Genomic DNA, 13,229 nt, shown 5'->3' on the forward strand with positions numbered 1-13,229 from the left:
GGTACGTACGAGAAGGGCCTCTCCGGTCGTCCGGAGAGGCCCTTCCCGTTCTCTGTCAGGTCACGGCTTGCCGCGCCGCCCGCGGAGCTGCTCCGCGATCGGCTTCAGCGACTCGTGGAGGTCTCCGAGGGCGTCGGAGCCGATCTGGTCGATGAAGTGCCTGCGCACCGACTCGACGTGGTGCGGGGCGACCTTGCGCATGGTCTCCATGCCGTCGTCCGTGAGGACGGCGTACAGCCCGCGCCGGTCGGACTCGCAGTTCTCGCGCCGGACGAGTCCGGCGTTCTCCATCCGGGTGATCTGGTGGGAGAGCCGGCTCTTCGACTGGAGGGTGGCCGTGGCGAGGTCGCTCATGCGCAGCCGCCGCTCCGCCGACTCCGAGAGGTTCACCAGGATCTCGTAGTCGTTCATCGTCAGGCCGAAGGGCTGGAGGTCCTTCTCCAGCTGGTGGGTCAGCATCCTCTGGACGTCCAGGAACGTGCGCCAGGCGCACTGCTCGCCGTCGCTGAGCCACGGGGTGGCGGTCTCGGTCTCCATGTATGGATTCTACCTAAGAAGTTGAATACTTGACGAAGTCTGGGAGCGTGCGTTCGAAGACGTCACACTCCGCAGACTACCGCTCACAGACCGAAGCGCCGCTGGAGGTCACCGAGCTGGCCGGGAAGGCGTGGTACCGAGCCCGGCACGCTCTGGCCGGAACCGTGCGCACCGTGTCCGCCGGGCACTCCCGCCTGCGCGGAAGGCCCGCCGATCGCCCGGTCCGGCATGAGCAGCTCCGTCGACTGGAGCAGCACCGTGCCCGCGCCCACGAACTCGAACTGGTGCTCCTCGCCCGAGGTGCCGCCGATCCCCGTCAGGGCCCGTACGCCGCCCATCACGCCGGTCATGTAGCCGTGGTCGTAATGATGACAGGGGGAGGGGCAGTCGGCCCAGCCGACCAGCGCCTGCGGGTCCACCCGCATCGGCGGCTCCATGAAGACCACCGGGCCGTTCGACGCGGCCACGAACGTGCCCGTGCCGATCAGCGTCACGAAACCCGGCACGATCGACTGCTTCAGCGCGAGCGTGGGCTGGTACGCGAGGAGATTGCCCGAGCGGATCGTCAGGTTGCCCTTGTCCAGGTCGAACGAGTTCACGTCGAAGGCCCGGTCCGCGAGCAGCATCTTGCCGCTGCCCTCCGCGACCACCCAGTCGCTCGCGTGCAGCGGCGAGTGGAACGACGTACGGACCAGCCGGTCGAGCCGCCCGTGCCCGATGCCGTTGAACTCGATCCGCCCGTAGTAGGCGATCATCTTGCCCTTCTGCAGGAACCACTGGGAGCCCTTGAGCTCCACGCAGAAGGTGTACGGGTTGACGTTGTCGTCCGACGGAAGCGTCGTCGGGTCGTGGATCACCGGGGTGCTCACAGCTTCTCCTCCGAGGCCTGGACGTACACCGCGCCGCTGCCGCTCAGCTCCAGCTGGAACGCCTCGCCCGAGCCGCGCCCCACCATGTCGCGCCAGCCCAGCGCCGTGGAGAGCTTGTTCCGTACGTCGCCGTGGTGGGCCACGTACGCCTGCGGGTCGACGTGGACCGGGCGGCCCGGGGTGATGGGCAGCTCGATGACCCCGCCGTGCGCCATGACGGCCACGGCGCCGTGCCCCTTGAGGGTGGTGGTGAAGAGGCCCTGGCCGGTCACCTGGCCGCGGACCATGCCCATGACCCCGCCCTGCGAGCCCATGAACATCGTGCCCTGCTCCAGGGTGCCGTCGAAGGCGAGGAGCCGGTCGGCCTCCACGTACAGGGTGTCGCCGGTCAGGCCGATCACCTGGATGTGGTGGCCGCCGTGCCCGAACATCACCGTGCCGTTGCCCTCGACCGTCATCAGCGGCGTCGCCTCGCCGGCCACGCGGCGGCCGATCATCGACATCACGCCGCCCTGGCCGCCTGCCATGTTCGGCGTGAAAGTGACGTCGCCGCGGTAGGCGAGCATCGCCCCGCGCTGGCTGAACATCCGCTGCCCGGGGACGACGGTCGCCTCGACCATCTTCGAGTTGATCTCGCGGAACGGCATCAGACGTCGCCCCCGATCGTGTTCCGCTCGCTCGGCTGGACGTACACGAGGCCGTCCCCCTCGAAGCGGATCTGGAAGGCCTCGCCGCCGCCCTCGCCCAGCAGGGTGCGGAAGGTCACACCCGACTGGAAGTGCTGCTGGAGGTTGCCCTGGTGGGCGATGTACGCGCCGGGGTCGACCTGGAGCGGGTACTGCGGGGTCACCCGCAGCACGACCGCCGGGCCGTCGGACGTGATCGCCGCCTGCCCGGTGCCCTCGACGGTCGTCGTGAAGAGGCCGTTGCCCGTCGCGCCGCCGCGCAGACCCGTGAAGGTGGTGCCGGTGCGCAGCCCCGCGTCGGTGCAGAGCAGATTGCTCGCCTCGACCCAGAGCTTGTCGCCGTGCAGGGACACGAGGTTGATCTCGGAGGCCCGGTCCGCGAACCAGCAGGTCCCCTGGCCGCGCGCCTCCATCACCTCCATCTGCTCACCGGTGAGCCGGCGGGTCACCATGCCGCGCAGACCCTCACCCCCACCGCTCATCTTCTTGAACGCCACCTGGCCGTCGTAGGCGACCATCGAGCCGTTCTTCGCCTTGACGGCGTCGCCGGTCATGGAGACCGCGAGCACCTTGCTGCCTTGGAGTCGGAACGTTGCCACCCGGAGAAGGTACTGGGGACCCGGATAAAGAGACAGCAAAGTCGGCGTGCACAATGGACGGGCCCTTGTGCATCCGTTCACAAGATCGAACGAAGGTGACCCCCTCCGTGGACATCAAGACCGCTTCCTCCCTCCACCGGCTCCGGCTCGTCTCCGCGCCGGAGGCCGTCTCGTTCCTGCTTCTGCTCGTCTGCTCGGTGCTCAAGCGGACGACGGACTTCAACGCGGTGCCGGTCATGGGCGCGGTCCACGGCGTGCTCTTCATCCTGTACGTCCTCTTCTGGCTGGACGCCTGGAACCGCACCAAGTGGAGCTTCGGGACCGCCGCGCTCTACTTCGTCCTCTCGGTGCTGCCGTTCGGCGGGTTCTACGCCGAGCGGAAGCTGAAGGGCGAGGCCGCCGACGCGGTCATCGCCTCCCGCGCTCGCGCGGAGGCGTCCGAGGGTGCGGTGAAGGCGTGATCGTCGCGTTCTCGGTCACGCCGCTGGGCGTGGGGGAGGAGGTCGGCGAGTACGTCGCCGACGCCGTCCGGGTCGTCCGCGAGTCCGGTCTGCCGAACCGCACCGACGCCATGTTCACGTCCATCGAGGGCGAGTGGGACGAGGTCATGGACGTCGTGAAGCGTGCCGTCGCCGCCGTCGAGGCCCGCGCGCCGCGCGTCTCGGTCGTCATGAAGGCCGACATCCGGCCCGGCGTGACGGACGGTCTGACCGCCAAGGTCGAGACGGTGGAGCGTCACCTCGGCGCCTGACGCCGGTCCGCGCGGCACCTGACGCCGACGCGTGAACCCGGGAGGCCCCCGGTCCTGATCCAGGACCGGGGGCTTCTTCGTGCCGGTGGGTTGAGCGACTGCTCAAAATCGGCTACCTTCAGCTGCAGGCAGTTTTGAGCGGTCGCTCAAAATGCCGGATGAGCTGGGAGAACGGCAATGGGTCTCTACATCGAGACACGAGTGCGCGCGGACCTGGAGACGCTCTGGGAACGCACGCAGGAACCCGACCGGCACCAGCGGTGGGACCTGCGGTTCACGGAGATCGACTACCTTCCGCGCGCCGAGGGCGAACCCCAGCACTTCCGGTACGCGACGCGCGTCCTGCCCTTCCTGGTCGTCGCCGGCACCGGTGTCTCCGCGGGGGAGCGCCACCGGGCCGGCGGCGACCGGGTCTCCGCCCTCCGCTTCGCCTCGCCCCACCCGCTGTCGCTCCTCGCCGAGGGCAGCGGCTACTGGAGGTACGTGCCCACCGGCGACGGCGTCCGTTTCCTCACGGGGTACGACTACCGGCCGCGCTGGGGCCTCCTCGGCCGCGCCGCCGACCGGCTCGCCTTCCGGCCCCTGATGGGCTGGGCCACGGCCTGGTCGTTCGACCGGCTGCGGCTCTGGTGCGAAGAGGGCATCACCCCGGAGCGCTCGCGGAACCGCTGGCTCCTCGAACTCCTCGTCCGGGTGCTGCTCGTGGCCGTGCCGATCACCCTGACCCGGCTGCCGCTCGACCTTGTGTCGTCCTACTCCGTCCCGCTCACCGTCCTCGGGCTCGCCGTCGCCGTCCTCGCGCCGCCCTCGTCCCGCACCCCCGCGGCCCGCCGCTGTCTGCGCACCGCGCCCGCCCGCAGCCGGGACCCCCGGCTCCTCGCCACCCTGGAACGGCCGTGACCACGACCCTGACCGCCACCGCGCCCTCGATCTTCCGCACCGCCATGGGGGACGCCGACTTCGAGCGGCTGCACCCGGAGCTCCGGCGCCGCTTCTCGGTCGGGCTCGCGAGCGGGGAGCTGTGCGTCGGACGGGGCGTCATGGACCGCGTATGGCACGGCCGGGCCTTCGTGAAGCCGTTCCTCGCGGTCGGCGGGCTGCGGAACATCCTGCTGCCCCGCACCGGCCGGGACGTCCCCTTCGTCATCGAGAACGTGCCGTACGCCGACTCGTACGGCCGGGAGACCGTCACCTTCGTCCGGACCTTCGACCTGCCCGGCGGCCCCCGGCGCTTCGACGCCACCATGGTCCACAGCCCCGAGCGCGACTGCGTCCTCGACTACCTCGGCACCCATCAGCACCTCGCCAGCGACCTCCACCTCTCCGCCGAACCGGACGGCTCGCTCCTCATCACCTCCGGGGAACACCGCTTCCGCGAAGGCCCGTTGGACGTGCGCGTCCCCGAGCTGATCGGCGGCCGGGCCGAGGTCCGCGAGTCCTTCGACGAGCGCACCGGCCGCTTCCGTATCAACGTCCGGGTGGTGAACCGCCACTTCGGACCGCTCTTCGGCTACGAGGGCTCCTTCACCGCCGAGTACGCCGACGTACGCTCCCGGGGGGTGCGCGCGGGGCTGCGCCCGGTGCGCGAGGAGGTACGGGCATGAGCGGGAAGACCGCCGGGAGTGTGAAGGCGCAGGACGTCCGGAGTCAGGAGACCCGCGAGAAGCTGCTGGAAGGCGCCCTGCGCACGCTCGTCGAGCAGGGCATCACCAAGGCGTCCGCGCGTGCCATCGCGACCACCGCCGGGGTCAACCAGGCCCTGGTCTTCTACCACTTCGGCTCCGTCGACGAGCTGCTCGCCGCCGCCTGCCGGCACGGCGCCGAGCGGCGGGTCGCCCGCCACCGCGAGCGGCTCCGCTCCGTCGGCAGCCTCACCGAACTGCTCGCCTTCGGGCGCGAGATGCACGAGGAGGAGCGGGAGGCCGGGCACGTCGCCCTCCTGGGGCAGCTGCTGGCCGGCGCGCAGGCGCATCCCCTGCTCGCCCCGGCCACCGCCGCCGGGCTCGACCTGTGGATCACCGAGATCGAGGAGGTGCTCGTCCGCGTCCTCGCGGAGACGCCGCTCGCCGAGTTCACCGACCCCGCCGGGCTCGCCCGCGCGGTCGCCGCGTCCTTCGTCGGCCTCGGGCTCTACGAGGGCGTCGACCCCGCCGGCGCGGAGTCGGCCTTCGCCGCGCTGGAGCAGCTCGGCGCCCTGATGGCGGCCGTCGAGGAGCTGAATCCGGTCGCCCGGAGGGCCGTCACGTACACGCTCCGTCGACAGGGTGGTCGCGGCCGGTAAAAACCCTCACTCGGACGACTCCAGTCGACACGCCGAGCGATATCCCCTTTTGATGGGGTATCGACCTGTTCGACGACAGCTGGAGGCACCGTGCGGCCGGGAGCCTACGACTACGACACCTACAGCCGACTCGCCGGTCCCCTCACGGAGCCGGACCCGGCGGCCTACACGGTGCAGTACCGAAGTCTGCTCTCCCAGGAGCCGCACCGAATACGAGCCGTCCTGCTCATGTGCCTCGCGCCGCTCCTGTCGGCGCTGCTCCTCGCCTATCTCGTCTGGCCGAGCCACTGGACCGTCCGCGAGGGCGGCGACCGCTGGCTCGTCCACCTCGACACCGTGATGCTCGTGTCGATCGGCCTCATCTGCTTCTTCATGCTGGTGAACGTCACGTCGATCGCCCACGCCACGATGGTCGCCCGCGACCCGATACCCGTCCACGCCGAGCCCGGCACCCGCGTCGCCTTCCTCACCACGTACGTCCCGGGCAAGGAACCGCTCTCCATGGTCCGCCGCACCCTCGAAGGCGCCGTCCTGCTGCGGCACGACGGACCGCTGGACGTCTGGCTCCTCGACGAGGGCGACTCCGATGAGGCCAAGGCGCTCTGCGCCGAGCTCGGAGTGCGCCACTTCACGCGCGCCGGCGTCCCCGAGTGGAACCGCAGGAAGGGCGTACACAAGGCGAGGACCAAGCACGGCAACTACAACGCCTGGCTCGCCATGCACGGCGACGACTACGACTTCTTCGCCGCCGTCGACACCGACCACGTCCCGCTCCCCAACTTCCTGGAGCGGATGCTCGGCTACCTCCGCGACCCCGACATCGCCTTCGTCGTCGGACCTCAGGTGTACGGCAACTACACCAACATCGTCACCAAGGCCGCCGAGTCGCAGCAGTTCCTCTTCCACGCCCTCATCCAGCGGGCCGGGAACCGCTACCGCGCGCCCATGTTCGTCGGCACGAACAACGTCGTCCGGATCGCCGCCCTCCAGCAGATCGGCGGCCTGTGCGACTCCATCACCGAGGACATGGCCACCGGCTTCGAACTGCACCGCAGGAAGAACCCGCGCACCGGCCGCTTCTGGCGCTCCGTCTACACCCCCGACGTGCTCGCGGTCGGCGAGGGCCCGGCCTCCTGGAGCGACTTCTTCACCCAGCAGCTGCGCTGGTCCCGGGGCACGTACGAGACGATCATCAAGCAGTTCTGGAAGGCACCTTTCCGCACCCCGCCGGGCCGCTTCCTCAACTACACCCTGATGCTCGTCTACTACCCGATGACGGCCGTCAACTGGTTCGTCGGCATCCTCAGCTGCGTCCTCTACCTCTGGCTCGGCGCCTCCGGCACGCAGGTCTCCACCTCGGTGTGGCTGATGATCTACAGCGACGCCGTCGCCCTCCAGATCGGGCTCTACCTCTGGAACCGGCGGCACAACGTCTCGCCCCACGAACCCGAGGGCTCCGGCGGCCTCGCCGGCATGGCGATGTCCGCGCTCTCCGCGCCCATCTACCTCAAGTCCCTCGGCTCCGCGGTGCTCCGCACCCGCGGCCGCTTCGTCGTCACCCCCAAGGGCGGCGAGGCCAGCCCCGACCGCGTCCTCACCTTCCGCGTCCACCTCTACTGGGCGGCGGTCCTCATCGCCTCGCTCGTGGCCTCCGTCCGCTTCGACCACACCCACGCGGCCATGCGCACCTGGGCGTCCCTCGCCCTCGTCATCGCCCTGGCCCCGGTCACCCTCTGGGCGTTCACGGCCGTGCGGGACCGGCGCGCCCGGAGCGTCAGGGAGCGCGCCCGTGCCCGGGCCCGCGCCCGCGGTCTCGCCGACGCCCGCGAGGGGGTCGAGGTCATCGCGCCGCACCCGACCGCCCCCGCCGCCCCCGCTCCGACGACGACCGGAGGGAACTGAGCCATGGCCCACCGGCCGTCGAAGAAGTTCAAGAAGACCCTGCTCGGCAGCGGGGCCGTCGTGGTCCTCGCGGCGCTCAACGCCCCCGCCGCCGTCTCCTTCGCCGAGGAGAAGTACCACGCGTACAAGATCGCCCAGCCCGGCTACAAGAAGCAGTTCGGCTCCTGGGCGGAGGTGAACGTCCCCGCCGAGTACCGCATCAACGCCATCCACGCCGCCCTCCTCCACACGGGGAAGGTGCTGCTGATCGCCGGTTCGGGCAACGACCAGAAGAACTTCGACGCGGGGACCTTCGAGACGATCCTCTGGGACCCCGCGAAGAACACCTTCAAGAAGATCCCCACCCCCGTGGACTTCTTCTGCTCCGGCCACACCCAGCTCCCCGACGGGCGACTGCTCGTCGCCGGCGGCACCGCCCGGTACGAGGTCCTCGAGGACGGGGTCGAGAAGGCCGGCGGCGGCATGCGGGTCAAGAACGAGAGCCCCGACAAGGCGGTCACCCTCAAGAAGGGCACCGTCTTCCGCTCCCCGTCCGGGGTCGAGTACGTCTCCAAGTTCGACGTCACCGTCCCCAAGGCCAAGCGCGAGTTCGAGATCTCGTACTTCAAGAGCGGCCAGATGAAGCCGTGGAAGACCAAGGTCACCGCCGCCGAGACGCGGGTCTTCGTCGAGGCCACGAAGGCGGGCCCGCAGGCCCTCACCACCGAGGCCGCGCAGTACGAGGTCGTCGGCCTCAAGGGCGAGGAGGCCGACAACGTCTACGGACTCGCGCAGAAGCTCACCACCGAGAAGCAGGACTTCCAGGGCATCAAGGGCGCCTACGAGTTCGACCCCCGGGCCGAGAAGTACATCCCCGTGGCCCCCATGAAGGACGCCCGCTGGTACCCCACCCTCGTCACCCTCCAGGACGGCAAGGTCCTCGCCGTCTCCGGGCTCAACGACGTCGGCGACGTCGTCCCCGGCGACAACGAGATCTACGACCCCGCGACCAAGAAGTGGACCAAAGGCCCCTTCCGCTACTTCCCCACCTACCCCTCCCTCTTCCTCACCAAGGGCGGCAAGCTCCTCTACACCGGCTCCAACGCCGGCTACGGCCCCGCCGAGAAGGGCCGCGAACCCGGCCTGTGGGACCTGAAGAAGAACTCCTTCACCAAGCTCGGCGGGCTCACCGACCCCGACCAGCTGGAGACCTCCGCCTCCCTGATGCTGCCGCCCGTCCAGAACCAGAAGGTCATGGTCCTCGGCGGCGGCGGGGTCGGCGAGTCCGCGAAGTCCACCGCCCGCACCTCGATCGTCGACCTCTCCAAGGACAGCCCCGTCTTCACCGACGGACCCGCGCTCCCGCAGGGCACCCGCTACCTCAGCAGCGTCCTGCTGCCCGACGACACCGTCTTCACCAGCGGCGGCTCCGAGGAGTACCGGGGCCGCAGCGGCAGCGACATCCTCAAGGCCCAGTTCTACGACCCGAGGACCAACGCCTTCGCCGAGGCCGCGGAACCCACCGTCGGCCGCAACTACCACTCCGAGGCGCTGCTGCTCCCCGACGGCCGGGTCGCCACCTTCGGCTCCGACCCGCTCTTCGACGACAAGGACAACACCAAGCTCGGTACGTTCGAACAGCGCATCGAGGTCTTCACCCCGCCCTACCTCCACCAGGCGGGCACCGACCGGCCCGCCCTGGGGGAGGGCCCGCGGGAGCTCGACCAGAACGGCCGCGCCACCTTCAGGACCGCCGACGCCGGACGGATCGTCAAAGCCCGGCTGATGCGGCCCAGCGCCGTCACCCACACAACGGACGTCGAGCAGCGCTCGGTGGAGCTCGGCCTGACGAAGGGGCAGGACGGGAAGACGGTCACCGTCGACGTACCGCAGGACCGCACGCTCGTGCCGCCCGGCTGGTACATGCTCTTCGTGACGGACGCGAACGGCATTCCGAGCGAGGCGAAGTGGATCCAGGTGGGGTGAGCGCGGCCCGTGGGGTGAGCGCGTCCACGGGGTGACTACGCCTTGGCGCGGCGGGCGAGGCCCAGGGCGTACTCCGGCCACCACGTCCCGGCGGCCGGGCCGCCCCGGCACTGACCGTCCGAGTCGCCGGGGCGCTTGATCCACAGATACGCGTCGACCAGCTCGTCCCCGGTCCGGTCCGTCGGCGGTACACCGAGGGACCGGCCCGGCGGATTGCACCAGGCCTCCGCCCGGTTGCCCGGGAGGGGGCCGGCGCCGTTGCGGCTGGTGTCCACCGTGAAGTGGGCGCCGCCGAGCAGCCCCGACAGCGTCGCGCCGAAGCCCTTCACCGTGTCGTTCGTCTGGAAGTTGGAGACGTTCAGCGAGAAGCCGTCCGCGCGGGCGACGCCCGCCCGGCGCAGTGGCTCCGCCAGCTTGCCCGGGTCGTCGATCCACGCAGGATTGCCCGCGTCCAGATAGACCCGGGTGTGCGGCTGCCGCTTGAGCCGCACGATCGCCTCGGCGAGCAGCCCGTAACGCTCGTCGTGGTACTGCGACGGGGTGCAGCCGTCCACGATGTGCGGCACCGCGTCCGGCTCCAGGACGACGATCGCGGGGGAGTCCCCGATCGCGGAGGCGAAGGAGTCGACCCAGTTCCGGTAGGCCTGGGCGTCGTGCGAGCCGCCCGCCGAGTACATCCCGCAGTCGCGGTGCGGGATGTTGTACGCGACGAAGACCGGGGTCCGGCCCTCGGCCGTCGCGCCCCGGACCGCGCGCGTCACCTCGGGGACGGGGTCGTCCCCGGCCGGCCAGTCCGCGACCGGCCGCTCCGCGATCCGCTTCAGGATCTCGGCGTCCTCGGTCCTGCCCTGCGCCTCGTACGTCCTGACCTGCTTCGCCGCGTCGCTCTCCGGGTCGACCCAGAAGGGCGAACCGGCGGAGGGGGCCGGCGCCTCGCTGCGCGTGGACGGCGGGCCGACAGGACCCTTCGGGGGCTCGTCCTCGCCGCACCCGGTCAGGAGCAGCGCGGAGACGAGGGTCAGGGCGGCGGCGGTGACGGTGCGGCGGGACATCCGGCCCCCAGGGTCGGGTACGCCGGTACGGCGGGGCGTACGGGTACGGGGTTCAGGACAATCGGCGCCATCGTGACATATCGGTCAGTCGGTTCCGGGCTGCGACACCGCGATGCCCAGCGGTGTCCGCTCGTACAGCACCTGGTGGCCGTACCGCCGGGACGCCAGCAGCCCCGCGTCCCGCAGCACCGACAGATGCGCGGAGACGGAGGAGGGCGCCCGGCCGAGGAGATGGGCCAGCGCCGTCGTCCCCATCGGCTCCGTCAGCGCGCACAGCACGTCCGCCCGCACCGGTCCGAGGAGGCGCCCGAGGGCCTCCGGCGTGCGGTCCCGGGGCTCGGCCCACAGCCCGCCGATCCCGCGCGCCGGGTAGGCCACGGTCGGCTGCCACGGCGGATCGAAACCGCTCACCACATCGGGCCAGGTGAAGACCGAGGGCATGAGGACGAGCCCCTGCCCGTCCAGCGGACGGTCGTGCTCCCCGGCGTAGGCGACCTGGAGGGTGGCCGTCTCGGCGGCCCAGGCGAAGGCCGGGTGCAGCTCGCTCAGGAGCCGTTCGAGCCCGCCCTCGGCGAGCCGGCGCGAGTGGTACGCCACATCCGCCTCCAGGAGCGCCCGCAGCCGGGGCCACTCGGGCGCGATCAGCGCCTCCCAGGCGGCCTGGAGGAGTGCGGACAGCCGCCGTACGCCGTCGGCCGGATCGGCAAGGAGTCGCCGCCCCTCCTCGGTGGCGGCCGCTCCCGGCGTCTCGGCGAGCGCCCGCTCGAAGTCGACGAGCGCGAGGGCCGGGTCGGTCTCCCGTACGGCCGTGATCTCCTCGTCGAAGGTGGCGGCGGGCCCGAGCGGCGGCGGGTAGAGGAAGTCCGGGCTGTGCCCGCGGAGCGGCATGAGGAGCTGGAGCGGCCCGAGGTCGAGCCCCCGCGCGGCGCCCGCGATCCGCCGCATCCACGGCAGGTGGTAGCTCTGCTGCCGGGGCCGGGCGAGGACCCGGACGGCGGAGTGGGTCTCCCAGAGCGGCGAGATCGCGAAGCGGATCCGCAGCGGGTCGGCCTCGCCGAAGCGCAGGTGGTACGGCACGGGGGCCCTCCCCTGGAGCGCGGAACATTCGTGTGGAGCCGAAAGTCTAGGGCGGAGGCCCGTACGGCGGCACGCTGCCGCCATGCCGAAGCACGACTCCCCGCACCCACCCCTGCCCCCTGCCGCGGCACCGCCCACCGTCCCGGCATCGCCCGACGCGCCGACATCGCCCACTGCCGCGACACCGCCCACCGCCCCGACACCGCCCACCGCGCCGACTTCGCCCACCGCCGCGCCTCCCGCTCCCGCCTCCGCCCCCGCTCCCGCTGCGGCCCCCGTCGGGGCCGCCGGCCCCGGCTATCGGGCCGTGTTCCGGGTGCGGGAGTTCCGGTTCGTCTTCGTGGCGCACCTGTTCTCGCTGCTCGGGGTCGTCGTCAGCGAGCTCGCGCTCACCGTGCTCGTCTACGACCTCACCCGCTCCCCGCTTCTCTCCTCCCTCACCTTCGCCCTCGGCTTCCTCCCCTACCTCCTCGGCGGCACCCTCCTGGCCGGTCTCACCGACCGCCTCCCGCCCCGCCGGATCCTCGTCGTCTGCGACCTCGTCTGCGCCGCCTGCGTCGCCGTGATGACCGTCCCCGCGACCCCCGTCGCCGTCCTGCTCGCCCTGCGCTGTGCCATCGCCGTCGTCTCGCCGGTCTTCAACGGCACCCGCATGGCGACCCTCGCCGACATCCTCGGCGAGGGAGACCTCTTCGTCCTCGGCCGCTCCCTCCTGCGGATCGTCTCGCAGAGCGCCCTCCTCACCGGCTTCGCCGTCGGCGGCGTGCTCCTCACCGTCGTACCGCCGCGCGGCGCCCTCGCCGTCACCGCCGTCACCTTCCTCGTCTCGGCGGTGCTGCTGCGCCTCGGCACCGTCCGCCGGCCCGCCCGCGCCGCCGGGAAGGCCGCCGCGAGCGGGCTCGCCGGGACGTGGGCCGTGCTGCGGAACCGGCGGGTGCGCGCGCTGATGCTGATGTTCTGGGTGCCGCCGCTCTTCGCCGTCGTACCGGAGGCGCTCGCCGCCCCCTACGCCGACGAGATCGGCGTCTCCACCGCCTCCCTCGGCCTCCTGATGTGCGCGCTGCCCGTCGGGACCATCGCGGGCGAGCTCTTCGCGGGGTCCTTCCTCGGTGCGGCGACCCGCTCCCGGATCGTGCTCCCGCTCGCGGTGACCGGCGTCCTCCCGTATCTCCTCTACGCCCCCGAGCCCGGCGTCGCGCTCGCGGTCGTCGCGCTCTTCCTGGCGGGCGCCACCGGCGCGTACACCCTCGGCCTCGACGCCTGGTTCGTCGCCGCGGTCCCGGAGGAGCAGCGGGGGAGGGCCATGACCCTGATGACGGCGGGGATGATGACCGTCCAGGGCGTCGGCATGGCGGGCGCCGGGATCGCGGCCGAGTTCGCCCCCGTGCACACGGTCGTCGCGGGCACGGGCGTCGTCGGCACGCTCTGTCTGCTCGCCGCCGCGGCGGAGCTGAGGGCCTCCGGTGCGACCGAGAAATGAGACGGGGCTGACCGCCAAGTTCCCCATGGG

The 13,229-nt window shown here is 71.4% G+C and carries 14 protein-coding genes; 8 read left to right on the forward strand and 6 right to left on the reverse strand.

Going from position 1 to position 13,229, the window contains the following annotated elements; all coding sequences use genetic code 11:
- Nucleotides 1-60: 60 nt before the first annotated feature.
- From SGA01_RS12245 to SGA01_RS12260, 4 genes are all read right to left on the reverse strand, one after another.
- Nucleotides 61-537, reverse strand: coding sequence for a MarR family winged helix-turn-helix transcriptional regulator (locus tag SGA01_RS12245; RefSeq protein ID WP_055641290.1), 477 nt, complete (start codon nucleotides 535-537; stop codon nucleotides 61-63).
- Between the two features lie 83 nt (nucleotides 538-620).
- Nucleotides 621-1,406 (reverse strand): AIM24 family protein, encoded by a 786-nt coding sequence (locus SGA01_RS12250; protein WP_141296507.1) that lies wholly within the window; start codon nucleotides 1,404-1,406, stop codon nucleotides 621-623.
- The gene (locus SGA01_RS12255) at nucleotides 1,403-2,053 is read right to left on the reverse strand and encodes an AIM24 family protein (protein ID WP_055641288.1); all 651 of its coding nucleotides are present in this window, start codon (nucleotides 2,051-2,053) and stop codon (nucleotides 1,403-1,405) included. Before SGA01_RS12255 ends, SGA01_RS12250 begins: the two co-directional genes overlap by 4 nt.
- A complete protein-coding gene (locus SGA01_RS12260) occupies nucleotides 2,053-2,691 on the reverse strand; it encodes an AIM24 family protein (protein ID WP_141296509.1) in 639 nt (212 codons plus the stop codon). The genes SGA01_RS12255 and SGA01_RS12260 overlap by 1 nt, the downstream gene beginning before the upstream one ends.
- 107 nt (nucleotides 2,692-2,798) lie before the next feature.
- Here SGA01_RS12260 and SGA01_RS12265 point away from each other — a divergent pair, with 107 nt between their 5' ends.
- From SGA01_RS12265 to glxA, 7 genes are all read left to right on the forward strand, one after another.
- Entirely contained in the window at nucleotides 2,799-3,152 is a 354-nt protein-coding gene (locus SGA01_RS12265; RefSeq protein WP_174867286.1) for a DUF3817 domain-containing protein, read from the forward strand.
- A complete protein-coding gene (locus SGA01_RS12270) occupies nucleotides 3,149-3,442 on the forward strand; it encodes an MTH1187 family thiamine-binding protein (RefSeq protein WP_116158775.1) in 294 nt (97 codons plus the stop codon). The genes SGA01_RS12265 and SGA01_RS12270 overlap by 4 nt, the downstream gene beginning before the upstream one ends.
- Nucleotides 3,443-3,619: 177 nt before the next feature.
- Complete coding sequence (locus SGA01_RS12275) at nucleotides 3,620-4,342, forward strand: hypothetical protein (protein ID WP_141296513.1); 723 nt, start codon at nucleotides 3,620-3,622, stop codon at nucleotides 4,340-4,342.
- 44 nt (nucleotides 4,343-4,386) lie between these two features.
- On the forward strand, nucleotides 4,387-5,046 hold the full coding sequence (locus SGA01_RS12280) for a DUF4166 domain-containing protein (protein WP_141296663.1): 660 nt from the start codon (nucleotides 4,387-4,389) through the stop codon (nucleotides 5,044-5,046).
- Nucleotides 5,043-5,723 (forward strand): TetR/AcrR family transcriptional regulator, encoded by a 681-nt coding sequence (locus tag SGA01_RS12285; RefSeq protein WP_141296515.1) that lies wholly within the window; start codon nucleotides 5,043-5,045, stop codon nucleotides 5,721-5,723. The genes SGA01_RS12280 and SGA01_RS12285 overlap by 4 nt, the downstream gene beginning before the upstream one ends.
- Nucleotides 5,724-5,813: 90 nt before the next feature.
- Nucleotides 5,814-7,625, forward strand: coding sequence for a glycosyltransferase family 2 protein (locus SGA01_RS12290; protein WP_141296517.1), 1,812 nt, complete (start codon nucleotides 5,814-5,816; stop codon nucleotides 7,623-7,625).
- Between the two features lie 3 nt (nucleotides 7,626-7,628).
- Nucleotides 7,629-9,590, forward strand: a complete 1,962-nt coding sequence (glxA, locus tag SGA01_RS12295; protein WP_141296519.1) for a radical copper oxidase GlxA — start codon at nucleotides 7,629-7,631, stop codon at nucleotides 9,588-9,590.
- Nucleotides 9,591-9,625: 35 nt separating this feature from the next.
- Here the strand turns inward: glxA and SGA01_RS12300 are convergent, their stop codons facing one another.
- On the reverse strand, nucleotides 9,626-10,642 hold the full coding sequence (locus tag SGA01_RS12300) for a glycoside hydrolase family 6 protein (RefSeq protein WP_141296521.1): 1,017 nt from the start codon (nucleotides 10,640-10,642) through the stop codon (nucleotides 9,626-9,628).
- Between the two features lie 84 nt (nucleotides 10,643-10,726).
- Nucleotides 10,727-11,719, reverse strand: a complete 993-nt coding sequence (locus SGA01_RS12305) for an ArsR/SmtB family transcription factor (RefSeq protein WP_141296523.1) — start codon at nucleotides 11,717-11,719, stop codon at nucleotides 10,727-10,729.
- Nucleotides 11,720-11,801: 82 nt separating this feature from the next.
- On the opposite strand from SGA01_RS12305, the gene SGA01_RS12310 reads away from it, so the two are divergent.
- A complete protein-coding gene (locus tag SGA01_RS12310) occupies nucleotides 11,802-13,199 on the forward strand; it encodes an MFS transporter (protein WP_229917606.1) in 1,398 nt (465 codons plus the stop codon).
- Nucleotides 13,200-13,229: the final 30 nt, after the last annotated feature.

The sequence above is a fragment of the Streptomyces gardneri genome, from assembly GCF_006539185.1.
Classification (GTDB): domain Bacteria; phylum Actinomycetota; class Actinomycetes; order Streptomycetales; family Streptomycetaceae; genus Streptomyces; species Streptomyces gardneri.

Coding starts and splice junctions, on each gene's coding strand:
- SGA01_RS12275 (WP_141296513.1), top strand. CDS start 3,620: ATGGGTCTCTACATCGAGACACGAGTGCGCGCGGACCTGGAGACGCTC.
- SGA01_RS12300 (WP_141296521.1), bottom strand. CDS start 10,642: ATGTCCCGCCGCACCGTCACCGCCGCCGCCCTGACCCTCGTCTCCGCG.
- glxA (WP_141296519.1), top strand. CDS start 7,629: ATGGCCCACCGGCCGTCGAAGAAGTTCAAGAAGACCCTGCTCGGCAGC.
- SGA01_RS12255 (WP_055641288.1), bottom strand. CDS start 2,053: ATGCCGTTCCGCGAGATCAACTCGAAGATGGTCGAGGCGACCGTCGTC.
- SGA01_RS12285 (WP_141296515.1), top strand. CDS start 5,043: ATGAGCGGGAAGACCGCCGGGAGTGTGAAGGCGCAGGACGTCCGGAGT.
- SGA01_RS12245 (WP_055641290.1), bottom strand. CDS start 537: ATGGAGACCGAGACCGCCACCCCGTGGCTCAGCGACGGCGAGCAGTGC.
- SGA01_RS12280 (WP_141296663.1), top strand. CDS start 4,387: ATGGGGGACGCCGACTTCGAGCGGCTGCACCCGGAGCTCCGGCGCCGC.
- SGA01_RS12310 (WP_229917606.1), top strand. CDS start 11,802: ATGCCGAAGCACGACTCCCCGCACCCACCCCTGCCCCCTGCCGCGGCA.